Annotated in this window: 24 protein-coding genes; 10 read left to right on the forward strand and 14 right to left on the reverse strand. The window is 70.3% G+C overall.

The window, feature by feature from the left end; genetic code table 11:
• The first annotated feature begins 58 nt into the window (after window positions 1-58).
• A complete protein-coding gene (locus BKK79_RS11705) occupies window positions 59-1,282 on the forward strand; it encodes an MFS transporter (RefSeq protein WP_071037760.1) in 1,224 nt (407 codons plus the stop codon).
• A gap of 64 nt (window positions 1,283-1,346) precedes the next feature.
• Window positions 1,347-2,381 carry a GlxA family transcriptional regulator gene (locus BKK79_RS11710; RefSeq protein ID WP_071038521.1) on the forward strand — a complete coding sequence of 345 codons (1,035 nt, stop codon included), beginning with the start codon at window positions 1,347-1,349 and terminating at the stop codon, window positions 2,379-2,381.
• 164 nt (window positions 2,382-2,545) lie between these two features.
• Here BKK79_RS11710 and htpX read toward each other — a convergent pair whose 3' ends face one another.
• Window positions 2,546-3,424: a protease HtpX gene (gene htpX, locus BKK79_RS11715; protein WP_071010335.1), complete on the reverse strand. Its 879-nt coding sequence runs from the start codon at window positions 3,422-3,424 to the stop codon at window positions 2,546-2,548.
• Between the two features lie 115 nt (window positions 3,425-3,539).
• The gene (locus BKK79_RS11720; protein WP_232346208.1) at window positions 3,540-3,974 is read right to left on the reverse strand and encodes a hypothetical protein; all 435 of its coding nucleotides are present in this window, start codon (window positions 3,972-3,974) and stop codon (window positions 3,540-3,542) included.
• Between the two features lie 153 nt (window positions 3,975-4,127).
• Here BKK79_RS11720 and BKK79_RS11725 point away from each other — a divergent pair, with 153 nt between their 5' ends.
• The 4 genes from BKK79_RS11725 (at window position 4,128) to BKK79_RS11735 (ending at window position 6,230) form a co-directional block, all read left to right on the forward strand.
• On the forward strand, window positions 4,128-4,556 hold the full coding sequence (locus BKK79_RS11725; RefSeq protein ID WP_071010332.1) for a Cd(II)/Pb(II)-responsive transcriptional regulator: 429 nt from the start codon (window positions 4,128-4,130) through the stop codon (window positions 4,554-4,556).
• Between the two features lie 198 nt (window positions 4,557-4,754).
• Window positions 4,755-4,910 (forward strand): hypothetical protein, encoded by a 156-nt coding sequence (locus BKK79_RS40315; protein ID WP_156811070.1) that lies wholly within the window; start codon window positions 4,755-4,757, stop codon window positions 4,908-4,910.
• A gap of 214 nt (window positions 4,911-5,124) precedes the next feature.
• Entirely contained in the window at window positions 5,125-5,544 is a 420-nt protein-coding gene (rnk, locus tag BKK79_RS11730; RefSeq protein ID WP_071010328.1) for a nucleoside diphosphate kinase regulator, read from the forward strand.
• 332 nt (window positions 5,545-5,876) lie between these two features.
• On the forward strand, window positions 5,877-6,230 hold the full coding sequence (locus BKK79_RS11735) for a hypothetical protein (RefSeq protein ID WP_071010327.1): 354 nt from the start codon (window positions 5,877-5,879) through the stop codon (window positions 6,228-6,230).
• Window positions 6,231-6,424: 194 nt separating this feature from the next.
• On the opposite strand, the gene BKK79_RS11740 is transcribed toward BKK79_RS11735, so the two are convergent.
• The 8 genes from BKK79_RS11740 to gcl all read right to left on the reverse strand — a co-directional run bounded on the left by BKK79_RS11740 (window position 6,425) and on the right by gcl (window position 18,432).
• Window positions 6,425-9,517: an efflux RND transporter permease subunit gene (locus BKK79_RS11740; RefSeq protein ID WP_071037762.1), complete on the reverse strand. Its 3,093-nt coding sequence runs from the start codon at window positions 9,515-9,517 to the stop codon at window positions 6,425-6,427.
• A 187-nt stretch (window positions 9,518-9,704) separates the two neighbouring features.
• Window positions 9,705-10,388: a TetR/AcrR family transcriptional regulator gene (locus BKK79_RS11745; protein WP_198173275.1), complete on the reverse strand. Its 684-nt coding sequence runs from the start codon at window positions 10,386-10,388 to the stop codon at window positions 9,705-9,707.
• Window positions 10,389-10,503: 115 nt separating this feature from the next.
• Entirely contained in the window at window positions 10,504-11,376 is an 873-nt protein-coding gene (ypfJ, locus tag BKK79_RS11750; protein ID WP_071010320.1) for a KPN_02809 family neutral zinc metallopeptidase, read from the reverse strand.
• 200 nt (window positions 11,377-11,576) lie between these two features.
• A complete protein-coding gene (pyk, locus tag BKK79_RS11755) occupies window positions 11,577-13,070 on the reverse strand; it encodes a pyruvate kinase (RefSeq protein ID WP_071010318.1) in 1,494 nt (497 codons plus the stop codon).
• A 181-nt stretch (window positions 13,071-13,251) separates the two neighbouring features.
• The gene (locus BKK79_RS11760; protein ID WP_071037764.1) at window positions 13,252-14,565 is read right to left on the reverse strand and encodes a glycerate kinase type-2 family protein; all 1,314 of its coding nucleotides are present in this window, start codon (window positions 14,563-14,565) and stop codon (window positions 13,252-13,254) included.
• A gap of 106 nt (window positions 14,566-14,671) precedes the next feature.
• On the reverse strand, window positions 14,672-15,595 hold the full coding sequence (gene glxR / locus BKK79_RS11765) for a 2-hydroxy-3-oxopropionate reductase (RefSeq protein ID WP_071010315.1): 924 nt from the start codon (window positions 15,593-15,595) through the stop codon (window positions 14,672-14,674).
• Window positions 15,596-15,780: 185 nt separating this feature from the next.
• On the reverse strand, window positions 15,781-16,563 hold the full coding sequence (hyi, locus tag BKK79_RS11770; protein WP_071037765.1) for a hydroxypyruvate isomerase: 783 nt from the start codon (window positions 16,561-16,563) through the stop codon (window positions 15,781-15,783).
• Window positions 16,564-16,650: 87 nt separating this feature from the next.
• Entirely contained in the window at window positions 16,651-18,432 is a 1,782-nt protein-coding gene (gcl, locus tag BKK79_RS11775) for a glyoxylate carboligase (protein ID WP_071037766.1), read from the reverse strand.
• A 195-nt stretch (window positions 18,433-18,627) separates the two neighbouring features.
• On the opposite strand from gcl, the gene BKK79_RS40320 reads away from it, so the two are divergent.
• Window positions 18,628-18,879: a hypothetical protein gene (locus tag BKK79_RS40320; RefSeq protein WP_198173276.1), complete on the forward strand. Its 252-nt coding sequence runs from the start codon at window positions 18,628-18,630 to the stop codon at window positions 18,877-18,879.
• A gap of 74 nt (window positions 18,880-18,953) precedes the next feature.
• Here the strand turns inward: BKK79_RS40320 and BKK79_RS11780 are convergent, their stop codons facing one another.
• Both BKK79_RS11780 and BKK79_RS11785 read right to left on the reverse strand, forming a co-directional pair.
• Window positions 18,954-20,162: a M20 aminoacylase family protein gene (locus tag BKK79_RS11780; RefSeq protein WP_071037767.1), complete on the reverse strand. Its 1,209-nt coding sequence runs from the start codon at window positions 20,160-20,162 to the stop codon at window positions 18,954-18,956.
• A 103-nt stretch (window positions 20,163-20,265) separates the two neighbouring features.
• A complete protein-coding gene (locus BKK79_RS11785) occupies window positions 20,266-21,576 on the reverse strand; it encodes an MFS transporter (RefSeq protein ID WP_071037768.1) in 1,311 nt (436 codons plus the stop codon).
• A gap of 327 nt (window positions 21,577-21,903) precedes the next feature.
• On the opposite strand from BKK79_RS11785, the gene BKK79_RS11790 reads away from it, so the two are divergent.
• The 3 genes from BKK79_RS11790 (at window position 21,904) to BKK79_RS11800 (ending at window position 24,265) form a co-directional block, all read left to right on the forward strand.
• Window positions 21,904-22,845 carry a LysR family transcriptional regulator gene (locus BKK79_RS11790; protein WP_071010306.1) on the forward strand — a complete coding sequence of 314 codons (942 nt, stop codon included), beginning with the start codon at window positions 21,904-21,906 and terminating at the stop codon, window positions 22,843-22,845.
• Window positions 22,846-22,919: 74 nt separating this feature from the next.
• Window positions 22,920-23,837, forward strand: a complete 918-nt coding sequence (locus BKK79_RS11795) for a LysR family transcriptional regulator (RefSeq protein WP_071010304.1) — start codon at window positions 22,920-22,922, stop codon at window positions 23,835-23,837.
• A 2-nt stretch (window positions 23,838-23,839) separates the two neighbouring features.
• A complete protein-coding gene (locus BKK79_RS11800; protein WP_071037769.1) occupies window positions 23,840-24,265 on the forward strand; it encodes a DUF2784 domain-containing protein in 426 nt (141 codons plus the stop codon).
• Between the two features lie 20 nt (window positions 24,266-24,285).
• Here the strand turns inward: BKK79_RS11800 and BKK79_RS11805 are convergent, their stop codons facing one another.
• Entirely contained in the window at window positions 24,286-25,113 is an 828-nt protein-coding gene (locus BKK79_RS11805; RefSeq protein ID WP_071010300.1) for a crotonase/enoyl-CoA hydratase family protein, read from the reverse strand.
• Window positions 25,114-25,170: 57 nt separating this feature from the next.
• Window positions 25,171-26,814, reverse strand: coding sequence for a 3-(methylthio)propionyl-CoA ligase (locus BKK79_RS11810; protein ID WP_071037770.1), 1,644 nt, complete (start codon window positions 26,812-26,814; stop codon window positions 25,171-25,173).
• Between the last annotated feature and the right edge of the window lie 8 nt (window positions 26,815-26,822).

Consider the following 26,822-nt stretch of genomic DNA (forward strand, 5'->3'; position numbering starts at 1 on the left):
TGCCGGGCGCGCCGGACTTAGCCTTGGGACTGTCCTCATTTCCCCCAAGGAGCGTTCCATGGCCACGCCGGCGATGTCGCAGGCCCGGGTACTGGCGGTTTGCCAGGCCCTGTTCACCGCAGCCCTTTCCGTCGACCTGACCCTGACCGGCCTGGTCGGCTATACGCTGGCACCGGACAAGGCGCTGGCTACGCTGCCCTTCGCGCTGATCACCGTGGCCTCCGCGTTCACCGCGATCGCCGCCGCCTTCGTCATCGAGCGCTGCGGCCGGCGCCTGGCCTTCTGCCTGGGCGGCCTCGCCTGCACCGCGGGCGGCCTGGTCTCGGTGTGGGCCATCTCGCACCGGCACTTCGTCGCTTTCTGCGTCGGCACCGCGCTGGTCGGTGTGTTCCAGGCCTTCGCACGCTTCTACCGCCTGGCCGCAGCCGATGCCGCCGCAGTGGCGGAAAAGCCGCGCGCCATCGCCGCCGTGCTGACCGGCGGCGTGGTGGCCGCCGTGTGCGGCCCCGCGATCGCCGCCTGGAGCCGCGACATGCTGCAGGCCGAGCCATTCGCCGGCTCCTACCTCGTGGTGGCGCTGTTCGGCGTCGCGACCATCCTGCTGCTGCTGCTCGCCTACCGCGAGCCGGCCCGCACCGAAGCCGGCGCCGGCGACGAGGCCGTGCTGCCGGCACGTCCGCTCGGCGAGATCGTGCGGCGGCCCGTGTTCCTGGCCGCCTTCGCCAACAACGGCATCGGCAACGCCGTGATGATGTTCGTAATGACCGCGACCCCGATCGCCGCCGTCGCCTGCGGCCACAGCATCGGGCAGGGCGCGCAGATCATCGAGTGGCACCTGGTCGGCATGTATGCGCCGTCCTTCTTCTCGGGCTGGTTGCTGCAGCGTTTCGGCACCGCGCGCATGCTGGCCTGCGGCACGCTGCTGTGTGCCGTGGCCGCGCTGGCAGCGCTTGCGTCCACGGCGCTGCCGGCCTTCTACCTGGCCCTGCTGTGCCTGGGCGTGGGCTGGAACTTCATGTTCGTGGGCGGCACGGCGCTGCTGGCCGCGTCCTACCGGCCCAGCGAACGGGCCCGCACCCAGGCCGCCGCGGAGTTTTCCGCCGCGGTGCTGACCGCGCTCGCCACGCTGGCGGCGGGCCAGGTGCTGCACCGGCACGGCTGGCAGGCGGTCAACCTGGCCGTGCTGCCGGCGCTGGCGGTGGCGCTGGCGCTCACGCTGGCCTGGCAACGCCAGGTGCGGCGCGAGCAGGCCGGCGCGCTGGCGGCCGGCGCGGCGGTTTGAGTGGCAGTGCCGCGCCGCGCGGGCCGGGCCCGGTATGATCGGTGACAGCCACCGCCACGCCACCATGCCAGCCCGCCTCTCCCTTGCCAGCGACACGCCACGAACGGTCGTCATCGTCGCCCCCGACCCGGCGCAGGAACTCGACGTCACCGGCCCCAGCGCCGTGTTCGGCCAGGCCAACCGCGTGAGCGGGCGTGAGTGCCCGCCGTACCGGCTGCGGGTGGCCAGCGTGCGCGACGATGGCCTGATCCGCACGGAAAGCGGGCTCAGGATGCTGGCCGACGCGCCGTATCACGACATCGCCGCCGGGCTGGACGGGCCCATCGACACCTTGCTGATCGCCGGCGGCGCCGGCCACGCGAGCGCGGCCGACGACGCGCGCCTGACCACCTGGTTGCGTGCGCAGGCGCCGACCGTGCGACGGCTCGGCGCGGTCTGCACCGGCGCCTTCGTGCTGGCCGCCACCGGCCTGCTCGACACCCACCGCGCCACCACCCACTGGCGCCACGCCGACCGGCTGGCCGCCCGCCACCCGCGCGTGCAGGTCGATCCGGATCCGATCTGGATCCGGGAGGGCGGGCTCTACACCTCGGCGGGCGTCACCGCGGGCATGGACCTGGCGCTGGCCCTGGTCGAGGAAGACCTGGGCCATGCCGCTTCGCTCGCGGTGGCGCGCGAACTGGTGCTGTTCCTGCGCCGGCCCGGCAGCCAGGCACAGTTCTCCACCGTGCTGCAGGCCCAGGCCGCGCAGGCGCCGGAGCTGCGCGAACTGCAGGCCTGGATCGCCGACCACCTGGCGCGCGACCTGTCGGTGGCTGTGCTGGCCGAACGCGTGGCGATGAGCCCCCGCAACTTCGCGCGGGTGTTCGCCCGCGAGGTCGGCGAAACACCGGCGCGGTACGTGGAGCGCCTGCGGGTGGAAGCGGTGCGGCGCCTGCTGGAGAGCGGCGACCAGCGCCTGGAGGCGGTGGCGCGCCTGGCCGGCTTCGGCAACGCCGACGTGATGCGCCAGGCCTTCCTGCGCCATGTGCAGACCACGCCGGAACGCTATCGCGCCGCCTTCCGCGCGGTGCCTGCGGCGGACGGCCGCGCGGCCTGAGTCGCCGGGCGGCGCGGGAAGGACCAGGGGAAAAAGGGAAGGGGAAAAGCGGATCAGCGGATCAGCGGATCGGCGGATCGGCGGATCGGCGAAAACGCGGCAGGCCGGCACGGCCCGCCGCGCAAGGTGCCGCGGGCGCCATCGGCACCCCGGCACCGGCGGCCTCAGCGGGCCGATTGCAGCGCGGCGATGCGCTGTTCGATCGGCGGGTGGCTGGAGAACAGTTCCATCCACGACTTGCCGCCGGCGATGCCCATCGCCTGCATGTTCTGCGGCAGTCCGTCGGCATCCAGGCCGCCCAGGCGGCGCAGCGCCGCCACCATCGGCGAAGGGGTGCCCAGCAGCTTGGCCGCGCCGGCGTCGGCGCGGTATTCGCGCTGGCGCGAAAACGCCGCCACGATGATGCTGGCCAAAATGCCGAAGACGATCTCGCAGATCACCACCGTCACCATGTAGCCGATGCCGGGGCCGCTCGACTCCTCGTCGTTCTTGCGCAGCATGGAATCGACAAAGTAGCCGACCACGCGTGCCAGGAAGATCACGAAGGTGTTCACCACGCCCTGGATCAGCGTCAGCGTGACCATGTCGCCGTTGGCGATGTGGGCGACCTCGTGCGCCAGCACGGCCTCCACCTCATCCTCGCGCATCGACTCCAGCAGGCCGGTCGACACTGCCACCAGCGAGCTGTTCCTGGTGGCGCCGGTGGCGAAGGCGTTGGGCTCGCCCTCGTAGATGGCGACCTCGGGCATCGGCAGGCCGGCGCGGGTGGCCAGCTTCTCCACCGTCTGCACCAGCCACAGTTCGCGGCTGGTGCCAGGGTGGGTGATGACCTGCGCGCCGGTCGACCACTTGGCGATGGGCTTGGACATCAGCAGCGAGATGAAGGCGCCGCCGAAGCCCATCAGCGCGGCGAAGGCGAGCAGCATGCCGAGGTTGAGGCCATTGGCGGTCAGGAAGCGGTTCACGCCGAGCAGGCTGGCGGTGAGGCTGAGAACGAGCATGACGGCGAGGTTGGTCGCCAGGAAGAGCAGGATACGTTTCATGTTGTGGATAACGCAGGGGACGACGGAGGAATGCGGCCAGGCCGCGAACGCACACCGCACCGATGTGCGGCAGGCGGAAGAAACGGAGGGTGCGCGGACATGCCCGCGCCGGGGATCAGGCGCGCGGAGGGCGCGGCTGCCGGGGCAGGTCCGGGTCGGACAGGCGAGCGCCGGTGTAGCGCGGCGCGCCGGTACGGGCCGGCAGCGCGGCCAGCCGCGGCAGCGTCGGCGGCAGCCACTGTTCGACCGGATCGGCGCCCGCCTGGGCGCGCTCGGTGTTGTTGTCCTTGCCGTCGAACGGGCCGGGCAGGTCGGCGTCGCCCGCCGCGGCCGCGGTGGCGGCCGTCTCGATGAACGTGTTCGGCGCCGGCAGCGCGGTGGCCGCCCCCGGCGGTGCGAATTCGTCCACGGCGGTGACCGCCTGGCCGGCCGGCACCGCCGGCGCGCCGGCGGCGGCCGTGCGCGCGCCGGCCGCCGCCCATCCCTGTACGGGCAGGAAGGCGAGCAGCGCGATCAGCAGCAGCAGGCGGAACGGACGTAGGAGGCGCAAGGGTCGCTCAGGACGATGACATGGCATGAAGCCGTGCGCCGATTCTACAGGATGAGCACGGCCGTACCGTGACGTCCTGCACGCCGGACGACGCTGGGCTACACTGTTAGAAGTCTTGAGTCATTACAGGGTTCTGCCCGCTGAGGAGCCATCATGCGCATCGGAGAACTGGCACGCCGCGGCCTCTGCGACGTCGAAACCATCCGCTACTACGAGCGCGAGGGTCTGCTGGACGCACCGCAGCGCGAGGACAACGGCTACCGCCGCTATGGCGACCCCCACCTGGTTCAGCTCAACTTCGTGCGCCATTGCCGCTCGCTCGGCATGAGCCTGGCCGACGTGCGCCGCCTGCGCGACTTCGAGCGGAATCCGAGTCTCGCCTGCGACGACATCAATGCCTTGCTGGACCGGCAGATCGAGCAGATCCACGCGCAGCGCATGGCGCTGGAGACGCTCGAAGGCCAGTTGCGGGCACTGCGCCATACCTGCACGCAGCCGCACCAGGCCAGCGAATGCGGCATCCTGCAGAACCTGCAGCAGGCGGCCGCGGGCGCCAGTTGCGAATGCCACGCACATGGCTGATGCGCCGGCCCGCTGCGGCGGCTGTGCTACGATGGAGCTTCCGGCCATGAGCAGGCTTTGCCACGGCCGGGCGCGCGCTTAAGCGCCGCCAACAGACGCCCGCATGCCGGCCAAGGCATCGCGAGGCACCGTATGTGAGCCCTCGCTCGCGCCAGCATGGCGCTGCGATGGCCTGATCACCCCGAGTTTCCCCTTGTCATGATGCCCGACCGCCTGCCGACGATCGCTGCCATGCCTGCCCGCTTTGCGCGGCAAGCGGGCGCGCGTGCGCGCGTGGAGGGCATGCGGGCCACCCCCGCTTCGGCCAGCTACCGGATCAGCCAGCCGCTTGATCCGGCCCGGTTCCCGGCCTGACCGTCTTCGCAGCTTGCGGGTACGGGCCCGGACCGGGCCCGGGCCGCAGGCCGCCGATGCCGTCCCGGTCGGCGCATTGCCGCTTCTCCGTCTTTCCGCATTGCCGCTGATTCCGCCAGCGATCCGATCGATCCGATGCGCGCCGCCCCGACTCACGCCCGGGCAGCGAAGCCCGCCGAACGGCATCGGCCGCATCAAGCATAAGGAGGCTCAAATGACCCTGTCTTCCGCGAACAAGACCACGCTGTACCTGACCGAACTCGATGTGACCCGCCTCGAGCGCATCGCCGAGCGCGCCGGGAGCGCGCAACTGTCCGACATGCTCGACGCGCTGCTGGAGCGCGCCGCCATCGTGGCGCCCGAAGCCATCCCGCACGACGTGGTGACGATGAACTCGCAGCTGCGCTGCGCGCTGGAAGGTGACGCCGAGCCGCGCCACTGGACCCTGGTCTATCCCGACACCGCCGATTTCGACGCCGGCCGCCTGTCCGTGCTGTCGCCGGTCGGCCAGGCCCTGCTGGGAGCGCGTGCCGGCGAGACGGTCGCCTATCGCCTGCCGGACGGCCGCGAGCAGCGGCTGACGGTGATCGAGATCGCCTTCCAGCCGGAGGCCAACGGCCAGTTCAACCTCTGACCCGCCTCCCGGAGCGGCGGCGCCGCCGCTCCGGATCCGGCGGAGCAATGTCTTTCGAAGGGCACTTTGCCCGCCAACTCGTCTCGTGTTAGCGCCGTATCGGGCACTTGCGTGCCGGTGCCGCTAGCGTCCCTCTGCACCACCGCGCCTCCGTTCGTCCCCATCCCCTGCGTTTCACGGCTCGCAACGCACCATTCGTCGCAGCGGCATTTCTCCTTGCCTGTCGAGGCCCTAATCTTCAGTCCGCGCTCGCATCGCAACATGCCATATCGTCGGTGCATGCTGGCCGGAAAACATAAAAAAGACGATATCTCAGTTGAAGGAGTCCCAACATGATCGCCAAGCGTTTGATTGGCGGCGTGCTGATGGTTGCCGCCGTGGCCGTGTCGGCCACGGCGATCGCCGCACCCGCCCGGAGCAAGGTTGGTAAGTTCGATGTCTACGCCGACGCGCTGCGTGTCGGCAGCAAGTTCGACACCTATACGGACGGCGCCAAGGCCGGCAAGTTCGACAGCTTCACGGATGGCGCCAAGTCGGGCAAGTACGACCCGTATAGCGACGGCACCCGCAGCGGCAAGTTCGATCCGTATTCGGAAGGCGCGCGCGCCTTCACCGGCCAGATCGCTGCCTCGTCGCTGGATAACTCCCGCTCCGGCGACGGCTCGCTATACGGCTATCGCGTCTGACACGTTCGACGCCGTTCCGTCCGCCTGGCGCGGACGGTCCCGCCCGGCGGCCACCTTCACGGTGGCCGCCACGTTTTACCGCCCGCCTGCCCGCTCGACCTCCTCCTCTTTCTCTCTTCGCCGGGCAGGCGATTTTTCTTCCGCCGCACAGGCCTGCGCGGCCCGCCGCAGCGGGTCGCGCAGGCCGGTCGGACTCAGTGCCGGCGCTGCAACTTGCCGATGAGCGCATACAGCAGCGGCACCGCCAGCGTGCCGATCACGGTGGCGCCCAGCATGCCGCCCAGCACGCCGGTGCCGACCGCGCGCTGCGCTGCCGCGCCCGGACCGCTGCTCAGCACCAGCGGCACCACGCCCAGGATGAAGGCCAGCGAGGTCATCACCACCGGCCGCAAGCGCTGGCGCGCCGCCTGCTGCGCGGCATCGCCCAGCGCCATGCCGCCCGCGCGCAGCTGCTGCGCATATTCCACCACCAGGATGGCATTCTTCGCCGCCAGGCCCATCACCACCACCAGCCCCACCTTGAAGTAGACGTCGTTGGGCAAGCCGCCCAGCCAGATCGCCGCGGCCGCGCCGACCATGCCGGCCGGCACCACCGCCAGCACCGCCAGCGGCAGGGTCCAGCTCTCGTACAGCGCCACCAGGCACAGGAAGATGAAGAGGGCGGAGCACGCAAACAGCCAGGGTGCCTGGTCGCCGCTCTGCAACTGCTCGAAGGCGCGGCCGGTCCAGCGCACGCCGAAGGGCGCACCGAGGTCGCGCACCAGCGCGCTCAGCCGGGCCATCGCGGTGCCGCTGCTGTAGCCGCTCCCGCTGTCGGCGCTGATGCGCACCGAGGGCAGGCCGTTGAAGCGCTCCAGCGTGGTCTCGCCGTTGCCCCACTCCATGCTGGCGAACGAGGCCAGCGAGACCATGCGGCCCTGGGCATTGCGCACATGCACGCGCGCCAGTTGCTCGGGCTGCATCCGGTGCGGAGCATCGGCCTGCAGGATGACGCGGCGGATGCGCCCGTCGCGCGTCACCTCGTCGACATAGCGCGAACCGAGCGTCGACGCCAGCGCATGGTGGATGGTCTCGGCCGCGACGCCGAAGCTCTCCGCCTTGCGGTAGTCGATGCGCAGGTCCAGCGCCGAGCTCGGCTGGGCGGCGGTGGCGCGCACCTCGCGCAGCGCGGGATCGGCCGCGGCGGCTTGCAGCAACTTGTCGCGCGCCGCGAACAGGGCGTCGCGGCTGGCGCCGTGGGCCGAGGTCAGCCGCATGTCGAGCCCGCTGGTGCTGCCCAGCTCGGGCAAGGCGGAACTGTTGTAGGCGAACAGCTGGGCATCGCCGCGTCCGGGCCAGTGATCGAGACCGTCCGACAGGCGCTCCAGCACGGCCGCCGCGCGCTGCCGGCTGCCGCGCTGCGCCCAGTCGGTCAGGCTGAGCACCAGGTTGGCGCGCTGTTCACCGTTGCCGCCGTTGCCCCAGCCGATCACGGCGAAGGTGGACTTGAGCGGGTAGCCCTCGGCGCGCAACCAGTGTTCCAGCCGCGCGACCAGATCGCGCGTCTGCTGCTGCGTGCTGCCGGCCGGCAGTTCGATATCGACCACCAGCTCACCGGTGTCCTCCTCGGGCAGGAAGCCGCTGGGCGTCTGCGACAAGCCGTAGCCGCACGCCAGCACCAGCGCCAGGTAGGCGCCGAGCCAGCGCAGGCGGCGGCGCTGCGCGCCCGCCACCCAGCGTCCGTAGCGGCCGGTCAATGCGGTGAAACGGCGCTCGAACCAGGCCAGCGGCCCGTGCGCCGGCGCCGCGCCATGGCGCAGCAGGCCCGCGCACATGGCCGGCGTCAGCGACAGTGCGAAGAACAGCGAGAAGGCGATGGAGATAGCCAGCGTGACAGCGAAATGGCGATAGATGACGCCGACCGCACTGCCGAAGAAAGCCATCGGCACGAAGACCGCGCACAACACCAGCGTGACCGCCAGCAGGGCGCCCGAGACCTCGCGCATCGAGCGCGCGGCGGCTTCGCGCGCGCTCACGCCGTGCTCGGCCATGATGCGTTCGACGTTCTCCACCACCACGATGGCATCGTCGACCAGGATGCCGATCGCCAGCACCACGCCGAACAGCGTGATGGCGTTCAGGGACATGCCCAGCACGTACAGGCAGGCCACCGTGCCGAGCAGCGACACCGGCACCACCACCACCGGGATCAGCGTCGCGCGCAGCTTGCCGAGGAACAGGTAGAGGATCAGGAAGACCAGCACCACCGCTTCCACCAGCGTCAGCAGCACGCGCGAGATCGAGCGTTGCACGAAGGCGGCATTGTCGTAGGAGATCTCGTAGTGCACGCCGTCGGGAAAACCGGCCGAGGCGGCATCCAGCGCCGCGCGCACCGCGCGCGAGGTGGCCAGCACATTGGCGCCGTCGGCCAGCTTGAGGCCGATCGCGGCGGCCGGGCGTCCGTCCAGCGTGGAGCCGAAGCGGTAGTCGGCCGCGGCCATCTCGACGCGGGCGACGTCGCGCAGCAGCACGGCGCTGCCGTCGGCGCTGCTGCCGCGCACGACGATGCGGCCGAAGGCCTCGGGGTCGGCCAGCGCCGGCGGCGGCCGCACGGTGGCCTGGAAGGGCTGGCCCGGCACGGCCGGCGCCCCGCCGAGCTGGCCGGGCGTGACGTTGCCGTTGCGCGCCTTGATGGCCGCCTCGACCTCCTCGGTGTTCAGGCCGAGCGCGTTCAGCTTGTCCGGGTCGAACCAGATGCGCATGGCGTACTCGGAGCCGTAGGCCTCGGCCTTGCCGATGCCGGGCAGGCGCCGCAGCATCGGCAGGATGGCGCCGGCGGCGAAGTCACCCAGCGCGGTCTCGTCGAGGCGGTTGCCGTCGCTGACCAGCGACACGTAGAGGAAAGGGCTGCTGCTGGCCTGGTCCACGTAGACGCCGCCGCGGCGCACCGTCTCGGGCAGCAGCGGCTCGGCCTGGGCCACGCGGTTGCGCACATTGACCTGGGCCAGTTGCGGATCGGTGCCCTGGCGGAAGGCCAGCGTCACGGTGGCGGCGCCGGGTTCGCTGCTGGAGTCCAGGTGCAGCAGCCCCGGGATGCCGTGCATCTGCTGTTCGAGGATGGCCGTGACGCGATCTTCCACCGTGCGCGCGGAGGCGCCGGGATAGTCGGCGTAGATGATCACGGTGGGCGGCGCCACCGCCGGATACTGGGCGATGGGGATGCGGGTCAGGGCCAGCAGGCCGGCGACCACGGTCAGGATGGCCAGCACCCAGGCGAAGGCGGGGCGGCGAAGGAAGAATTGCGCCATGAGCGACGATGGAACAACGATCAGAAGACGACAACGTGACAACGGGACCGACGCAGGACCGACAAGGGACGGCCGGTGTCGGCGCCCGTCGGCGGCGAGCGGCGGCCGGCCGCGTCACCGCGCAGGTGTGCGGCAGGCCAGGAACGGAGCGGCAGGAGGGGGCGGCTGGCTGTCGGGTCCGCCGACCCTAGGTAGGCGGAGAGGGGGCGAAGCCGCGCAGCAGCGCGTCCAGCAAGACGTGCTGCCGGTGCGCCAGCGGTTGCCAGTGTTCGCGCGGCAGGTGCTCGAAGGTGATCTCCAGCGCCGCCAGCCCGTGCGCCGCTGTCCACAGCGCATCGGCCACGTCTTCGGGCAGGTGGTGGGTGGCGATGCCGCCGGCGGCCTGCAGGTCCTGCACGCAGGCTTCCAGCACGGCGCCGACCGGGTCCTGCGGGAAACGCTGGCGCCAGCGCTGGTCGATGGCCCGCTCGGCCTCGGCCGGCAAGCCCATCATCAGCATCAGGTGGTAGCCATGGCGGTTGGCCAGGGCCCAGTCCAGGTAGGCCTGGAACACCGCCGGCAGCGTGCGGCCCGGCTGGCAGCCCTCGCGCGCGGTGGCCAGGGCCTGTGCCAGGCGTACCCAGTCCTGCGCGCACAGCTCGAACAGCAGCGCGGACTTGTCCTCGAAGTGGCGATAGATGGCGGCGGCGCTATAGCCGCAGCGCTCGCCCACGCGGCGCAGCGTGACGCCTGCGTAGCCGGCCTCGGCGAAGAGGGCGCGGGCGGCGTCGAAGAAGGCCTGCCGCACCGCCTCGCGGCGCGCGGCGGCACCCGGCGAGCGGGCGGGCGACGGGCCGGAATGTGCTGAGGACGGCTGGGGCAGGGCGGACATGTGGTGCATTATAAACACCACTGATTTCGTGAACAATGTTCACAAAGTTGTGTTTACGACACAAACGCCCGGATGTTTCTGAGATCTGGATCGGCGATTGCCTGAGGCAGACCGGTCAGAGCTGCTTGGCGGCGAAGGTGTCGCAACGGCGCATATCGCCCGTGGTCAGGCCCTGGCGCAACCAGCGCACGCGCTGCTCGCTGGTGCCGTGGGTGAACGCCTCCGGCACCACATAGCCCTGCGCCTGCTTCTGCAGCCGGTCGTCGCCGATGGCGGCGGCGGCACGCAGGCCGTCCTCGAAATCGCCGGGTTCGATCAGCTTCTGGTTGATCTTCTGCGCATTCGCCGCCCACACCCCGGCCAGGCAGTCGGCCTGCAACTCCATGCGCACGGACAGCTGGTTGGCCTGCGCCTCGCCCATGCGCCGGCGCGCGGCGTCGACCTTGTCCGACACGCCCAGCAGGTTCTGCACATGGTGCCCGACCTCGTGCGCGATCACATAGGCCTGGGCGAAGTCGCCGCTGGCGCCGAAGCGCTGGCGCAGTTCGTTGTAGAACGACAGGTCGATATAGACCTTGCGGTCGCCCGGACAGTAGAACGGCCCCATCGCCGACTGGCCGGTGCCGCAGGCGGTGGGCGTGACGTTGGAGAACAGTACCAGGGTGGGCGGCTCGTAGCGGCGGCCGAGGTCGGTCTCGAACACGCGTTCCCAGGTGCGCTCGGTACTGCCCAGCACCTTGCGCGTGAATACCGTGAGCGGGTCGTTGGCAGGTGCGTGCGCAGGCGCCTGCTGATGCGGTACGTTCCCGGAACCTTGCATCACCTGCGCGCCCTGCATGATCAGGCGCGGGTCGATGCCGAAGAAATACGACGCCGCCAGCGCGACGATGATGGTGCCGATGCCGATGGTGCCCGGTCCGCCGAACCCGCCGCCACCTCCGCGGCGATCTTCCACGTTCTGGCTTTCGGCCTCGTCGTCAAGACGCATGATGACTCCGTGATGCTGATGGGGAACGCGGCGGCTCTGCGGCCGCCGCGTGCCGATCAGTATAGCAACGGCATGGCACGTCCCGATTTGAAAAAAGTGTGACCGGCAGTATCCGGCCGCCATGCGGCAAGGCCGCAAAAAAAAGCGCCGGCCGGGCCTGGCGCGGCCGTCTCCGCGCCAGGCCCGGTCGGCGCACGGGGTCAAAGCGTAGCGAGGTCCTCGCGGTGCGCGCCGCTCGTCTCGGCGGCGTCGCCGTCCGCCACGCCTACCGCCGGCTGGCCGGGAATCTCGGCCACGCGCAGCAGGTTGGTGGTGCCGCCCTGGCCGAAAGGCGTGCCGGCGGCGATGGTGATCTGGTCGCCGGCGCAGGCGAAGTCCTCCGCCACCGCGGCGCGGATGGCCGCATCCACCATCTCGTCGACGCTCTGCACGTCGGGGCTGACCGTGGAGTGCACGCCCCAGGCCAGCGCCAGGCGCCGCGCGATCTCCCGGTGCGGCGTGATGCTCAGGATGGGCGCGCACGGCCGTTCGCGCGCGGCACGCAGCGCGGTGGCGCCGGACGAGGTGTAGGTCACCGTGGCGGCCGCGCCGATGATGTGCGACACCTCGCGCAGCGCCGCGCAGATGGCGTCCTGGCGCGTGGCCAGCGGTGCCTCGTGCTGCGCATCGAGCAGCTTGCGATAGAGCGGATCGCGTTCCACTTCGCCGATGATGCGGTCCATCATCGCCACCGCCGGCACCGGGTGGCGGCCATTGGCCGACTCGGCCGACAGCATCACGGCGTCGGCGCCATCGTAGATGGCGCTGGCCACGTCCGAGGCCTCGGCGCGCGTGGGCACCGGCGACTCGATCATCGACTCCAGCATCTGCGTGGCGATCACGATGGGTTTGCCATGCTGCCGGCACAAGCGCAGGATGCGCTTCTGCACGCCCGGCACGCGCTCGGGCGGCAGTTCCACGCCGAGGTCGCCGCGCGCCACCATGATGGCGTCGGACACGCGCACGATCTCCTCGAGCTGCTGCAGCGCGGCCGGCTTCTCGATCTTGGCCAGCACGCCGGCGCGCGTGCCCACCAGCTCACGCGCCTCGACGATGTCGGCCGGACGCTGCACGAAGGACAGCGCGATCCAGTCGACCCCCAGCGACAGGGCGAACTCCAGGTCCTTGCGGTCCTTGGCCGTGAGGGCGGGGATGGGGATCACCGCATCGGGCACGTTGACGCCCTTGCGGTCCGACAGGGTGCCGCTGTTGACCACCCGCGTGGCGAGGCTGCCGGGCGCGACCGACTCGATGCGCAACTGCACCTTGCCATCGTCGATCAGCAGCGCCTGGCCCGGGTTGGCCGTGCGGAACAGTTCCGGATGCGGCAGGTGCACGCGCGCGGCATCGCCTGGGGTGGGATCGCTGTCGAGCACGAAGGCATCGCCCGCCTGCAAGGCGACCTTGCCCGCGGCGAAGGTGCCGATGCGCAGCTTCGGCCCCTGCAGGTCGGCCAGCACCGCGATGGGCCGGCCGCGCTCGCGCTCTACCGCGCGCACCGCGTCGTAGCGGCGCCGGTGGTCCTCGTGGCTGCCGTGGCTGAAGTTGAGCCGGAACACATCGGCGCCGGCATCGAACAACTGCCGGATCACCGCGATCTCCGTGCTGGCCGGACCGAGGGTGGCCACGATCTTGGCTTTGCGCTGGCGTCTCATCTTGCTGTCTCCTCCCATCCCCGGAGCGCCCGCGCGCCCCGTCTCGAACAAATCGATCAATGCGAACCATCAGCGCCCGGCGCGCGGCCGGGCCCCCTGGCCCTCGTGTGCTGCGGACCTACTGCGGACCTACTGCGCATCTTCTGCGGAGCGCGGCGCACCAGCGCCGGCGGCCAGGCGCTCAGACGATCAGGATCGCGCGGAAGTCGTTGACGTTGGTGCGCGTCGGACCGGTCACGATCAGGTCGCCGAGCGCGGCGAAGAAGCCGTAGCCGTCGTTGTCGGCCAGGCGCGCCCGCGCCGACTGCCCGAGCGCTGCCGCGCGCGCCAGCGTGTCCGGGCCCAGCAGCGCGCCGGCGTTGTCCTCCGAGCCGTCGATGCCGTCGGTGTCGCAGGCGATGGCATGCACGCCGGGCAAGCCGTCGAGCGCCACCGCGAGCGCCAGCAGGAACTCGGCGTTGCGTCCGCCGCGCCCGTTGCCGCGCACCGTGACCGTGGTCTCGCCGCCGGACAGCAGCACGCAGGGCTTGTCGAACGGCTGGCCGCGCTGCGCGATCTGGCGTGCGAGACCGGCATGCACCAGCGCCACGTCACGCGCTTCGCCCTCGATGCAGTCCGACAGGATGTGGGCCGCCAGGCCCAGTTCGCGCGCGCGCGCCGCGGCCGCTTCCAGCGCCTGCTGCGCGCTGGCCAGCGTGTCGCTGCGGTGGCCCTCGAAACGCGCATCGCCGGGCTTGGGCGTCTCGCCCGCGCCGCTCTCCAGGTGGGTGCGCACCGCTGCCGGCACCTCGATCCCGTACTTGGCGATCACCGCCAGCGCGTCGGCGCAGGTGGTCACGTCCGGCAGCGTGGGGCCGCTGGCGATCAGCGTGGGGTCGTCGCCCGGGATGTCGGAGATCAGCAGCGTGTGCACCCGCGCCGGCGCGCACTGCAGCGCCAGTCGTCCGCCCTTGAGCGCCGACAGGTGCTTGCGCACGCAGTTCATCTCGGCAATGCTGGCGCCGCTGCGCAGCAGCGCCTTGTTGACCGCCTGCTTGTCCGCCAGCGTCAGCCCGGGCGCGGGCGCGGCCAGCAGCGCGGAGCCGCCGCCGGAGATCAGGCACAGCACGAGGTCGTCGGCCGTCAGTCCCTGCACCAGTTCCACCATGCGCTGCGCGGCGCGCTGGCCGGCGGCATCCGGCACCGGGTGGGCGGCTTCCACCACCTCGATGCGGCGGCACGGCGCGCCGTGCCCGTAGCGCGTGACCACCAGGCCGGAGAGCGGACCGGACCAGTGCGCCTCGACGGCCTGCGCCATCGCGGCGGCGGCCTTGCCGGCACCGATCACCACCGTGCGCCCCTTGGGCGGGGCCGGCAGGTGCTGCGGCAGGCAGTGGCCGGCGCTGACGGCTGCCACCGCCGTGTCGAACAGGTCGCGCAGCAGCGCGCGCGGATCGGAGAGGCCGGGGGCGCGCTGGGGCGCCAGCAGCGCGGCCTGTGAAGCGGGAACGAACATGACGGAATCCCTGAGCGGTGATGCGGCCGCGCCGGCGCCTCGGCCCGAGGCGCCGGCATGGCCGGCCTGACGGAGAGGCCTTGCCGGGCGGCTTGACCTGGAGGCCTTACTTGGCGGCCTTGGCGATCTCGTGGTTCGACATCAGCTCGATGGCGCGGCACAGTGCCGAGTGATCGAGCTTGCCGAAGCCGTTGGCCGCGCAGGCGTTGAACAGTTCTTGCGCGGTCGCCGTATTGGGCAGCGACACGCCCAGCGCCTTGGCGCCCTGCAGCGCCAGGTTCAGGTCCTTCTGGTGCAGCTCGATGCGGAAGCCCGGATCGAAGGTGCGCTTGACCATGCGCTCGCCATGCACCTCCAGGATGCGCGACGAGGCGAAGCCACCCATCAGCGCGGCACGCACCCGGGCCGGATCGGCGCCGGCCTTGGAAGCGAACAGCAGCGCCTCCGACACGGCCTGGATGTTCAGCGCCACGATGATCTGGTTGGCCACCTTGGTGGTCTGGCCGTCGCCGTTGCCGCCCACCAGCGTGATGTTCTTGCCCATCAGCTCGAACAGCGGCTTGACCTCGTCGAAGGCCTCGGCCGGGCCGCCCACCATGATGGTCAGCGAAGCCGCCTTGGCCCCCACCTCGCCGCCCGACACCGGCGCGTCCAGGTAGGCCGCGCCCAGCTTGTTGACGCGCGCGGCGAAGTCCTTGGTGGCGATCGGCGAGATCGAGCTCATGTCGACCACGATCTTGCCGTGCGCAGCCTCCTTGCCGGCCGCCTTCAGCGCCGCGCCCACGCCCTTCTCGGCGAACAGCACGGCTTCCACGTGCGGCGTGTCCGGCACCATGATGATGATGATGTCGGCACGCTTGGCCACCTCCTCGGCGCTGGTGCAGACCGTCACGCCGGCATCGACCAGGGCCTGCGGCGCCGGGTTCACGTCATGCACGAACAGCGTATGGCCGGCCGCGCGCAGATGGCCCGCCATGGGCGCGCCCATGATGCCCAGACCGATGAAGCCGACGTTGCGTTGGTTTGCCATGGGAAGTCTCCTAAGGAACGATGAATGAAATCGAAATTCAGTTGAAAGCAAAAAACGTTGCGCCAATCCGGCGCGCCAAGCACGACGTCCTGGCTCCCTCTCCCCTCATGGCGAAAGAAGAGGGGAGCAAACCGCCAGCCTTGTCCAAGGCTCACGCTTCAAGCCGCACGGCCATCGGCGGAAACTCACAGCACCCCATGCTCCCCACGCCAGCCCAGCCCAGCCTCGGTCGTGGTCTTCGGCTTGTACTCGCAGCCCACCCAGCCGGTGTAGCCGATGGCGTCCAGCCACTGGAACAGGAAGCGGTAGTTCAGCTCGCCGGTGCCGGGTTCGTTGCGGCCCGGGTTGTCGGCGAGCTGCACGTGCTTGATCTTCGGCAGGTGGGTCTTCAGCGTGGCGGCGATCTCGCCCTCCATGCGCTGCATGTGGTAGATGTCGTACTGCACGTAGAGGTTGGGCGCGGCCACCTGCTCGATCAGCTCCAGCGCCTGCTGCGTGCGCGAGAGGAAGAAGCCGGGGATGTCGAAGGTATTGATCGGCTCCACCAGCAGGTCGATCTGCTCCGCGGCGAGCGCGCCGGCGGCGAAGCGCAGGTTCTCCACCAGCGTTTCCTGCGCCTGTTCGCGCTTGACGTTCTGCGGCTGGATGCCGACCAGGCAATTGAGCTGGCGCACGCCGAGCACCTTGGCGTACTTGATCGCTTCGCCCACGCCGTCCTGGAACTCGCCGACGCGGTCGGGGTGGCAGGCGATGCCGCGCTCGCCGGCTTCCCACTTGCCCGCGGGCAGGTTGTGCAGCACCAGGTCGAGCTGGAAGCGGTTGAGCCGGTCCGCGATCTGGTCGGCGTGGAAGGCATAGGGAAAGAGGAACTCGACGCCGCGGAAGCCGGCGCGCGCGGCGGCCTCGAAGCGGTCGAGGAAGCCGACCTCGTTGAACAGCATGGTCAGGTTGGCGGCAAGTTTCGTCATCGATATCTCCGGGTAAGTTCCGCCGGGTCGCTCCCGCCGTGGCGGGCGCGCCTGCGTGTTGTGGGCAGCGCCCGCGGGCAGGACCGCTCAGGCGGTCTCCGCCTCCTCGTTGAGGATGTCGTCGTCTTCGGCGCGGTCTTCGACCGGCTCGAACTCGTTGATGTTGTCGATCTCGGTGCCCATGGCGATGTTCGTCACGCGCTCCAGGATCACCTCCACCACCACCGGCACCGAGAACTCGGCCATCAGCTTGCGGGCCTGCGCGAAGGCGGGCTCGATGTCCTCGGGCTTGAACACGCGCAGCGCCTTGCAGCCCAGGCCCTCGACCACCTTGACGTGGTCCACGCCGTAGCCGTTCAGCTCCGGTGCGTTGATGTTGTCGAAGGCGAGCTGCACGCAGTAATCCATGTCGAAGTTGCGCTGCGCCTGGCGGATCAGCCCGAGGTAGGAGTTGTTCACCACCACGTGGATGTAGGGCACGTTGAACTGCGCGGCCACGGCCAGTTCCTCGATCATGAACTGGAAGTCGTAGTCGCCCGAGATGGCCACCACGTCGGAGTCGGGCGAGGCCACCTTGACGCCGATCGCAGCCGGGATGGTCCAGCCCAGCGGGCCGGCCTGGCCGCAGTTGATCCAGTGGCGCGGCTGGTTGACCGAGAGGAACTGCGCCGCGGCGATCTGCGACAGGCCGATGGTCGACACGTAGCGCACGTCGCGCGGGAAGTAGCGGTTCATCTCGCGGTACACGCGCTGCGGCTTGATCGGCACGTTGTCGAAGTCGCTCTTGCGATGCAGGGTGCGGCGGCGCTGCTGCACCTCGGCCACCCAGGCCTTGCGGCAGGCCAGGCGTCCCGCCATCTTCATCTCGCGCGCCACCTCGACGAACTGCGCGAGCGCGGCCTTGGCGTCGGAGACGATGCCCAGGTCCGGGCCGAACACGCGGCCGATCTGCGTGGGCTCGATGTCCACGTGCACGAACTTGCGGCCCTTGGTGTAGACGTCGACGCTGCCGGTGTGGCGATTGGCCCAGCGGTTGCCGATGCCCAGCACGAAGTCCGAGGCCAGCAGGTTGGCATTGCCGTAGCGGTGCGAGGTCTGCAGGCCGACCATGCCGGCCTGCAGCGGATGGTCGTCGGCCAGCACGCCCCAGCCCATCAGCGTGGGCACCACCGGCACGTTGACCAGCTCGGCGAACTCGACCAGCAGCTCGGCCGCGTCGGCATTGATCACGCCGCCGCCGCAGACGATCAGCGGCCGCGCCGAAGCGTTCAGCATGGCGATGGCCTTCTCGATCTGCGCGCGCGAGGCGGCCGGCTTGTAGGGCTCGAGCGGCTGGTAGGTATCGGGATCGAATTCGATCTCGGCCACCTGCACGTCGAAGGGCAGGTCGATCAGCACCGGGCCCGGACGACCCGAGCGCATCAGGTGAAAGGCCTGCTGGAACACCTGGGGCACCAGCGCCGGCTCGCGCACCGTCACCGCCCACTTGGTCACCGGCTTGGCGATCGACTCGATGTCGACCGCCTGGAAGTCCTCCTTGTACAGGCGGGCGCGCGGTGCCTGGCCGGTCACGCACAGGATGGGAATGGAGTCGGCCCAGGCCGAGTACAGGCCGGTGATCATGTCGGTGCCGGCCGGGCCCGAGGTGCCGATGCACAGGCCGATATTGCCGGCCGCCGCGCGGGTGTAGCCCTCGGCCATGTGCGAGGCACCTTCCACGTGGCGGGCCAGCACGTGGCTGATGCTGCCGGCCTTGCGCATGGCCGAGTAGAACGGGTTGATGGCGGCGCCGGGCACGCCGAACGCGGTCGTGATGCCCTCTTTTTCCAGCACGGCGATGGCCGCGTCGACTGCTCTCATCTTCGGCATGCTTGTCTCCAAAGGTCCAGGTTGGCGGATTTCGTTTCGGGACCATGCTATTCCCGCAGGTCCGTTGCGATAAAGGGAGGCAAGGTCTATTGATTCGATACCTGAGATAAGCAATCTGACGAGAAATCGGGATGCTGCGCTGCAGCGCACGAGGCTGCCAGGGCCGATTTACGGCCTTTTTGTTCCGGCGCGGTCATGCGCGCAGGCAGCAATGGAAGTCCGCCGGCCGACCGTCCCGAGGATGCGATGGCGCTGAACGCCAGGCTGACGTCGACGCTGGAACTGCTCGAAGCGCCGCGGCGACTGGCCTGCGTGCTGGAGGGAGGAAGGGAGGAAGGGAGGGACGGAAATGCGGGCGAAGGTCGAAGCGACCGCACGGGGATAGGCAATCGCAAAGGCAGTGCACCGAAGCCGCTCGAACGAACCAACCGGATGCGCTCGCGCTGATCGACAGAACCAACGGGTGTGCCGCATCTCCCGCAAGCGGGAGAGCGGAGCGATCCGGCGCAGCGCGCGCGCGCTTAACGCAAGAACGTCTGCGCCAGCCGCACCCAGCACGCCGCGCCCAGCGGCAGCACCTGGTCGTTGAAGTCGTAGCCCGGGTTATGCACCATGCAGCCGCCGAACTCGCCTTCGCCATTGCCGAGGATCAGGTAGCAGCCCGGCACCTCGTTCAGCATCCAGGCGAAATCCTCGCTGCCGTTCAGGCCCTTGGGCGCCTGCGTGACCACCTTGTCCGCGCCGACCAGTTCGGCGCAGACCTGCTGCGCCAGTTGCGTCTCGGCCTCGGCGTTGACCATCGGCGGCGTCAGCTGGCGGTAATCGATGATGGCTTCCACGCCATGTGCCTGCGCGGTCAGCGCGACGATTTCGCGGATGCGCTGCTCGACCATTGCGCGCGTCTCGGGGCGCGCCGCGCGCACGTTCAGGCCGAGCGTGACCGACTCGGGGATGACGTTGTGGGTGGCGCCACCGCGGATGAAGCCGACCGACAGCACCGCGGTGTCGTCCGGCGCCACGTTGCGCGCCACCACGGTCTGCAGCGCGGTGACGACCGCCGCGGCGGCCGCGATGGGGTCGCGCGCGCGGTGCGGCATGGCGCCGTGGCCGCCCACGCCCTTGAGGGTCACATCCGCCACGTCGGACGAGAGGCTGACCGGGCCCGGCAGCACGCGGAAGGTGCCGGCCGGCACGCCGGGCATATTGTGCAGCGCGAACACCGCGTCGCAGGGAAAGCGCTCGAACAGGCCGTCCTCGATCATCGCGCGCGCGCCGCACAAATTCTCTTCGTCGGGCTGGAAGATCAGGTTCAGCGTGCCGTTGAAATCGCGGCGGTCGGCCAGCGCCTTGGCCGCGGCGAGCAGGATGGCGGTGTGGCCGTCATGGCCGCAGGCGTGCATCTTGCCGGGCGCCTTGCTCGCATAGGGCAGGCCGGTGGCTTCGACGATGGGCAGCGCGTCCATGTCGGCGCGGATGCCGAGCCGGCGCTTGCCGTCGCCGAGCTTGAGCTGGCCGACCACGCCGCTCTTGCCGATGCCGGTGTGGACCTCGTAGCCCCAGCTCTCCAGCAGCGTGGCCACCAGCCGGCTGGTGGCGCCGACCTCGAAGCCGAGTTCCGGCTGGGCATGGATCTGGCGGCGGATGCCGATGAAGGTGTCGGCATCGATCTGGATATCGGGCAGCAGGTGCGGCAGCAACTGGAACGGGGTCAGGGTCGGTTCGCGTGTCATGGCTTGTCCTTGGCCGGCGTCGGCAGGTGGAGCGGGCCGCGCGGCGGGACGCGCGGGCCCGGCAGGGGCAAAAGAGCGATCGCTTGTTCAGTCGCTCCGTCGTTCAATCGGTGCGGCGCTCGCGGATGCTGAGGATGGCCAGCAGCGTGATGAGGCCGCAGGCCATCATGTAGAAGGCGGGCGCGAGCGGGTTGTGGGTGCGGGCCAGCAGCCACGTCACGACGAACTGGCAGGAGCCGCCGAACACCGTCACGCCGATGGCGTAGATCACCGACAGGCCGCTGGCGCGCACCTTGGCCGGCAGCGCTTCCATCAGCACCAGCAGCATCGGCGTGGCGCCGATGTAGAGGCTGGCGGCAAGCATGGCCGACAGGCCCAGCGCCAGCGGCACGCTGGGGTAGCGCGTCATCAGCCAGAACGACGGGTAGAGCGCCACCAGCGTGAACAGCATGGCGCAGACCACCAGCGGCTTGCGGCGCGGCAGGCGGTCGGCGAGCCAGCCCGACAGCAGCGAGGCGGCCAGGCACACGACACCGGTGACGCAGCCTGCCAGCAGCGACAGCGAGGCCGGCAGGTGCAGTTCGCGGATCATGTAGGTGGGCATGAAGTAGACCACCAGGTAGGTGCCGACGGTGCCGCCGATGATGGTCAGGATCCCCTTGGCCACCAGGCCGCCATGCTCGCGGAACAGCGTGCCGAGCGGGCTCGCGGCGCGCGCCTCGGGCACGTGCGTCTCGTCGAGGTGGCGGCGGATGTAGAGGCCCACCGGCGCGATCGCCAGGCCGAGGAAGAAGGGCAGGCGCCAGCCCCAGCTCTCGAGCGCGTCCGGCGGCAGTGCGCCGTACAGGATGGCCGCCGTCAGCGCGCCCAGCAGCGCGGCGATGCCCTGGCTGCCGAGCTGCCAGCTGATGCGGAAACCGCGGCCCTGCACGCCGCCGGCCTCCATCAGCATGGCGGTGGAGGCGCCGATCTCGCCGCCCAGCGAGAAGCCCTGCAGCAGGCGTCCGGCGACGATCATCAGCGGGCCGAACAGGCCGGCCGCGGCATAGGTCGGCGCCAGCGCCAGGCACAGCGTGCCGGCCACCATCAGGCCGATGGTGAGCGTCATGGCGGCCTTGCGCCCGTGGCGGTCGGCGTAGTTGCCGATCACGAAGCCGCCCAGCGGGCGCATCACGAAGCCGATGCCGAAGGTGGCCACGGCCAGCAGCAGGGAACCATAGGCGCTGTCGGAGGGGAAGAACAGCTTGCCGATCAGGATGGCGAAGAAGCTGTAGACGGTGAAGTCGTACATCTCGAGCGCGTTGCCGATCGAGCAGGCGGCGATCAGGCGGAACTGGCTCTGGCGCGGCGCGGCCGCGCCGGCGGCTGCATGGGGGACGGCGGTGCCGGCGGCGCCCAGGGTGGCGTCGTTCATGTCGGATCTCCAAATGGGGGCTGGAGTGGGAACTGGGTCCGTGCAGCAGGCGGCGGCCGGCTTTCGGGGGACACCGGAGCGGGTTCCGAGGAGAACGCCCAGCCGGCTCAGACAATCATCGGATAAAGCCGGCGGCCGTAAAAAATCATATATTTTCATCCTGATAACCAAATCGAATCGCCGTCATAACCAGCGTCTCGGGGCCATCGGGAAAAGTACCGAGCGGCACGGTGCGGGGCGGCGGCGCACCGTGCCGGTGCGTGCGGCAACGCACAACGGTGCCCAGGCAAAGGCAAGGAAGCAACGAGGCAAGGAAGAGGGGAGACGGTGAAACTGCATCAACTGCGCATCCTGCTGGCAGTCGCCCAGCATGGCAGCATCCACGAGGCCTCGCGCAGCCTCCACGTATCGCAGCCGGCACTGTCCAAGGCCATCGCGGAGCTGGAGCGCGAACTCGGCGTCACGCTGATGTCGCGCTCGGTGCGCGGCGTCAGCCTGACCGCCTACGGCCTGGCCCTGGTCAAGCGTGCCAGCGTGGTCGAGCAGGAGCTGCGCCACGCGCTGGAGGACATCGAGGCCATCCGCGGCCATGCCGAGGCCCGGCTCAATATCGGCTTCACCGCGGTGGCCTCGAGCGGGCCGTTGCCCGAGGCCATGGCGGCCTTCCGCCAGCGCTTCCCCAATGTCGACCTGTGTGCCTTCGAGCTGCGCCCCCAGCAGATCCTGGAGGGGCTGCGCGAGGGGCGGCTCGACCTGGGACTGATCTCCACCAACAGCGGCCCGGGCACCGGTGCCTTCCAGTGGGAGCCGCTGTTCGCCGTCGGCATGTCGCTGGCAGTGCGCCCGGGCCATCCGCTGCGGCGCGCCAGCCGGCTGCGCCCGCTGCTCGATGCCGACTGGCTCACGCTCGATCCGCTCGACGATCCGGGCAGTCCGCTGCCCAGCCTGCTGCGCCTGCACCGGCTGGACATGCCGCGCCGCATCGTGCAGAGCGCATCCAACCTGTTGGGCCTGCAGCTCGCTGCGCGTACCGACCTGATCAGCATGTGGTCCGACTTCGTCTTCCATGGCACCGGCGGGCCGCTGCGCCTGGTGCAGGAGTCGCTGCTGCAGCTGCCGATACGCGACGAACTGCCCGATTTCCGCGTCTTCCTGGTCTACCGCTCGGCCGACCTGATGACGCAGGCCTGCGCCGAATTCAGCAAGGAAGTGCGGCACCGCGCACGGCTGATGGTGCCGCCGCGGCGCGGCGCGCGCGCCGGGGCCTGATCCCGGGCATCGGCCCGTGCGCATGCCGCGGCGGCGCCGATGACGCACAATGGCGGCCAGGAGACTTGCTGAACATGGACAAACTCAAACAGATCGAGGCCTTCATCGCCGTGGTGGAGCACGGCAGCATGGCGGCGGCGGCGCTCACGCAGGACGTCACGCCGGTGATGATCGGACGCCGCATCAACGCGCTGGAAGCACGCATCGGCGTCAAGCTGCTGCACCGCTCCACGCGCCGCATCGTGGTGACGGAGCAGGGCGCCGTCTTCATGGAGCAGTGCAAGAAGGCGCTGGCCGACCTCGACCGCGCCGAGATGCTGATTGCCGAGGGCAAGCACAAGGCCACCGGCCACCTGATCGTGTCGGCGCCGGCCGCCTTCGGCCGCAAGCACGTGGCGCCGCACGCGCCCGCCTTCCTCGCCGCCAATCCCGAGGTGCAGCTCTCGTTCAACCTGACCGACCGCGTGGTCGACCTGGTACGCGAGGGCTATGACGTCGGCATCCGCATCGGCGGTGCCATCGACCCGAACTTCGTCGCCATCAAGCTGGCCAGCAACAAGCGCGTGGTGTGCGGCACTCCCGCCTACTTCGCCCGCCACGGCGTGCCGCTGACGCTGGACGACCTGGCCCAGCACAACTGCCTGGCCTTCAACCTGCAGGGCGGACAGCAGCGCGGCTGGTATTTCCGCCACAACGGCAAGACGGTGACGGTGCGCGTCAACGGCAATCTCGACTGCAACGACGGCGAGCTGCTGCACCGCTGGACCGGCGAGGGCCTCGGACTGGGCTGGCGCTCGACCTGGGAGATCCTGCCGCAGCTGGAAAGCGGCGAGCTGATCACCGTGCTCGACGAATACGCGCTGCCCGACTACGACATCCTCGCGGTGTACCCGCAGCAGCGTCCGGTGCCGGCCAAGATCCGCTTCTTCATCGAGCACCTGAAGGCGCAGTTCGCGCAGCCGGGCTACTGGACCGGCCGCAAGGAAGGCTGACCATGCCGGCGGCGGCATCGTTCCCCTGGAGCGCCTGGGCGGCCGACGCGGTGCTGCTGCTGCACTTCGCCTTCATCGCCTTCGTCGTGGCCGGCGCGCTGCTGCTGCCGCGCTTGCCGCGCCTGGCCTGGCTGCACCTGCCGGCGCTGGCCTGGGGGGTGCTGGTGGAGTGGAACGGCTGGATCTGCCCGCTGACGCCGCTGGAGAATGCGCTGCGCCACGCTGCCGGGCAGGCCGGCTACGCCGGCGGTTTCATCGCCCGCTACCTGCTGCCGTGGATCTACCCGGCCGGGCTGACGCCCGCCATCCAGTGGTGGCTGGGCGTGCTGGCGCTGGCGCTGAACCTGGCCTGGTACGGCCTGTGGTGGCGCCAGTGGCGGCGGCGGCGCGCGCATGGCGCGCGGCCCGTGCGGCCCGTGCGGCACTAGCCGGGCAAGCCCGCCCCCGTTCAGCCGGCCGCAGGCACGAAGCGCGGCGCGCGCTTCTCGACGTTGGCGAGCACCGCCTCGCGCTGGTTGGCGCCGCCGATCAGGGCTTCCTGCTCGACCGACTCGGCCTGCAGGATGGCGGCGGCGTCGCCGCCGGCGGCCACCTGCATCAGCCGCTTGGCCGCGCGGATGGCGTCGGGGCTCCTGCCGGCGATCTCGCGCGCGGCGGCCAGCGCGGCGGCGCGCGGGTCGTCGACCACGCGCGTGGCCAGGCCCAGTTCACAGGCCTCGGTGCCGCTGACGATGCGCCCGGTGTAGATCAGCTCGCGCAGCAGGTCCTCGCGCACCAGGCCGCGCGTCAGCAACATGCCGGCCATGTCGGGCACCAGGCCCCACTTGATCTCCATCACCGACAGCCGCGCATCGGCGGTGACATAGCGCAGGTCGGCGCCGAGCGCGACCTGCAGCCCGCCGCCGAAGGCCACGCCGTGCACGGCCGCCAGCACCGGCACCGGCAGCTCGCGCCAGACCATGCAGGCATACTGCGGCGCGTTGCTGATGCCATGGGTGCGGGGCGCCAGGCGCCCCATGCTGCCGCCCTCGCCGGGCGCCTTGCCCGCCAGGCCGGACATGCTCTGCATGTCGAGCCCGGCGCAGAAGGCCTTGCCCTCGCCCGACAGCACCACCGCGCGCAGGTCCGGCTCGCGCGCCAGGCGCTGGCCGGTCTCGACCAGCGCGGCGAACATGGCCGGGTCCAGCGCGTTCATCTTGTCGGGACGGTTCAAGCGCACCTCGGCCACGCCGTCCTCGATGGTCAGCGCGATGCGCTGGCTGCTGGCTTCACTCATCTATGGTTCCTTGCTCGCCTATCGTTTCTGAAGACGGGGATGCCGCCTCATGTCATCTCACGCCACCCGCGCGGTCGGCAGCACGTAGTCGCGGAACTGCTCGCGCAGCTTCAGCTTGAGCAGCTTGCCGGTGGCGGTATGCGGCAGGGCGTCGACGAAGGCCACGTCGTCCGGCACCCACCACTTGGCCACCCTGCCGGCGACGAATTCCAGCAGCTCGGCTGCACTCACCTGCTGGCCCGGTCGCTTGACCACCACCAGCAGCGGCCGCTCCTGCCACTTGGGATGGGTGACGCCGATCACCGCCGCTTCGGCCACCGCCGGGTGCCCCATGGCGGCGTTCTCCAGGTCGATCGACGAAATCCACTCGCCGCCCGACTTGATCACGTCCTTGGCACGGTCCACCAGCTGCAGGTAGCCGTCTGGGTCGATGTTGGCGACGTCGCCGGTGTCGAACCAGCCGTCCGCGTCGAGCGCATCCTGCCCGGCCTTGAAGTAGCCGGAGGCAATCCACGGCCCGCGCACCTTGAGGCGGCCGAAGGCCACGCCGTCATGCGGCAGCGCGCGGCCTTCGTCGTCCTCGATGCGCAGCTCCACGCCCCATACCGCGCGGCCCTGCTTGGTCTTGATCTTGAGCTGCTCGGCCGCCGGCAGGCTCTCCAGCCGCGGCAGCAGTGTGTTGATGACGCCGATCGGGCTGGTCTCCGTCATGCCCCAGCCCTGCACCACGCGCGCGCCGAACTGCCGCTCGAAGCGCTCGACCATCGCCGCCGGCGCGGCCGAGCCGCCCACGCCGGCGATCTTCAGGCCGAGCGCGCGCGGGTCGATGTCGGGATGGGCATCCAGGTACTGGAACAGCATCAGCCACACCGTGGGCACCGCGGTGGAGAAGGTCACGCGCTCGTCGCGCAGCAGCTTGTAGACGTTCTCGCCGTCGAGGTGCTGTGCGGGCAGCACCATCTTGGCACCGGTCATCGCGCACGCGTAGGGCATGCCCCAGGCGTTGGCGTGGAACAGCGGCACCACCAGCAGCACGCTGCTGTCGGCCCCCACCGAGAAGGTGTCGGCGGCACACGCCTTCAGGCTGTGCAGCACCGTGGAGCGGTGCGAATAGAGCACGCCCTTCGGATTGCCGGTGGTGCCCGAGGTGTAGCACAGCGAGGAGGCGGTGCGCTCGTCGAACTGCGGCCACTGGTAGTCCTCGCTGCTGGCGGCGAGCAGGTCCTCGTAGCACAGCAGGTTGGGCAGGTCGAGCGCGGGCATGTGGGCACGGTCGCACAGCGCGACGAAGTGCCGCACCGTGGTCAGCTTCGGCGCCAGCTTCGCCACCAGCTCGGCGAAGGTGGTGTCGAAGAACAGCACGCTGTCCTCGGCGTGGTTGACGATGTAGTCGATCTGCTCCGGGAACAGGCGCGGGTTGACCGTGTGCAGCACCGCGCCCGAGCCTGATACGCCGAAGTACAGCTCCAGGTGGCGGTGCGTGTTCCAGGCCAGCGTGCCGACGCGGTCGCCCTCGCGCACGCCGAGGCCGGCGAGCGCGTTGGCCACGCGCCGCGCGCGGCGTTCGACCTGTGCGTAGTTGGTGCGCACCGTGTCGCCCTCGACCGTGCGCGACACGATCTCCTGCTCCGGGTGGTAGGCGGCGGCGTACTCGATCAGCGAAGAAATCAACAGCGGGTGGTCTTGCATGAGGCCCAGCATGATGCGTG

Origin of the sequence: Cupriavidus sp. USMAA2-4 (genome assembly GCF_001854305.1) — a bacterium.
Lineage (GTDB): Bacteria > Pseudomonadota > Gammaproteobacteria > Burkholderiales > Burkholderiaceae > Cupriavidus > Cupriavidus malaysiensis.

Bases quoted from the DNA above. Each gene is read 5' to 3' on its own strand.
- glxR (WP_071010315.1), bottom strand. From the start codon at position 15,595: ATGGCAAACCAACGCAACGTCGGCTTCATCGGTCTGGGCATCATGGGC.
- BKK79_RS11810 (WP_071037770.1), bottom strand. From the start codon at position 26,814: ATGCTGGGCCTCATGCAAGACCACCCGCTGTTGATTTCTTCGCTGATC.
- BKK79_RS11740 (WP_071037762.1), bottom strand. From the start codon at position 9,517: ATGGCGCAATTCTTCCTTCGCCGCCCCGCCTTCGCCTGGGTGCTGGCC.
- BKK79_RS11735 (WP_071010327.1), top strand. From the start codon at position 5,877: ATGATCGCCAAGCGTTTGATTGGCGGCGTGCTGATGGTTGCCGCCGTG.
- BKK79_RS40320 (WP_198173276.1), top strand. From the start codon at position 18,628: ATGCGCGCAGGCAGCAATGGAAGTCCGCCGGCCGACCGTCCCGAGGAT.
- gcl (WP_071037766.1), bottom strand. From the start codon at position 18,432: ATGCCGAAGATGAGAGCAGTCGACGCGGCCATCGCCGTGCTGGAAAAA.
- rnk (WP_071010328.1), top strand. From the start codon at position 5,125: ATGACCCTGTCTTCCGCGAACAAGACCACGCTGTACCTGACCGAACTC.
- BKK79_RS11805 (WP_071010300.1), bottom strand. From the start codon at position 25,113: ATGAGTGAAGCCAGCAGCCAGCGCATCGCGCTGACCATCGAGGACGGC.
- BKK79_RS11745 (WP_198173275.1), bottom strand. From the start codon at position 10,388: ATGTCCGCCCTGCCCCAGCCGTCCTCAGCACATTCCGGCCCGTCGCCC.
- BKK79_RS11795 (WP_071010304.1), top strand. From the start codon at position 22,920: ATGGACAAACTCAAACAGATCGAGGCCTTCATCGCCGTGGTGGAGCAC.
- BKK79_RS11800 (WP_071037769.1), top strand. From the start codon at position 23,840: ATGCCGGCGGCGGCATCGTTCCCCTGGAGCGCCTGGGCGGCCGACGCG.
- BKK79_RS11780 (WP_071037767.1), bottom strand. From the start codon at position 20,162: ATGACACGCGAACCGACCCTGACCCCGTTCCAGTTGCTGCCGCACCTG.
- BKK79_RS40315 (WP_156811070.1), top strand. From the start codon at position 4,755: ATGATGCCCGACCGCCTGCCGACGATCGCTGCCATGCCTGCCCGCTTT.
- pyk (WP_071010318.1), bottom strand. From the start codon at position 13,070: ATGAGACGCCAGCGCAAAGCCAAGATCGTGGCCACCCTCGGTCCGGCC.
- BKK79_RS11760 (WP_071037764.1), bottom strand. From the start codon at position 14,565: ATGTTCGTTCCCGCTTCACAGGCCGCGCTGCTGGCGCCCCAGCGCGCC.
- BKK79_RS11705 (WP_071037760.1), top strand. From the start codon at position 59: ATGGCCACGCCGGCGATGTCGCAGGCCCGGGTACTGGCGGTTTGCCAG.
- BKK79_RS11710 (WP_071038521.1), top strand. From the start codon at position 1,347: ATGCCAGCCCGCCTCTCCCTTGCCAGCGACACGCCACGAACGGTCGTC.
- hyi (WP_071037765.1), bottom strand. From the start codon at position 16,563: ATGACGAAACTTGCCGCCAACCTGACCATGCTGTTCAACGAGGTCGGC.
- BKK79_RS11785 (WP_071037768.1), bottom strand. From the start codon at position 21,576: ATGAACGACGCCACCCTGGGCGCCGCCGGCACCGCCGTCCCCCATGCA.
- htpX (WP_071010335.1), bottom strand. From the start codon at position 3,424: ATGAAACGTATCCTGCTCTTCCTGGCGACCAACCTCGCCGTCATGCTC.
- ypfJ (WP_071010320.1), bottom strand. From the start codon at position 11,376: ATGCGTCTTGACGACGAGGCCGAAAGCCAGAACGTGGAAGATCGCCGC.
- BKK79_RS11725 (WP_071010332.1), top strand. From the start codon at position 4,128: ATGCGCATCGGAGAACTGGCACGCCGCGGCCTCTGCGACGTCGAAACC.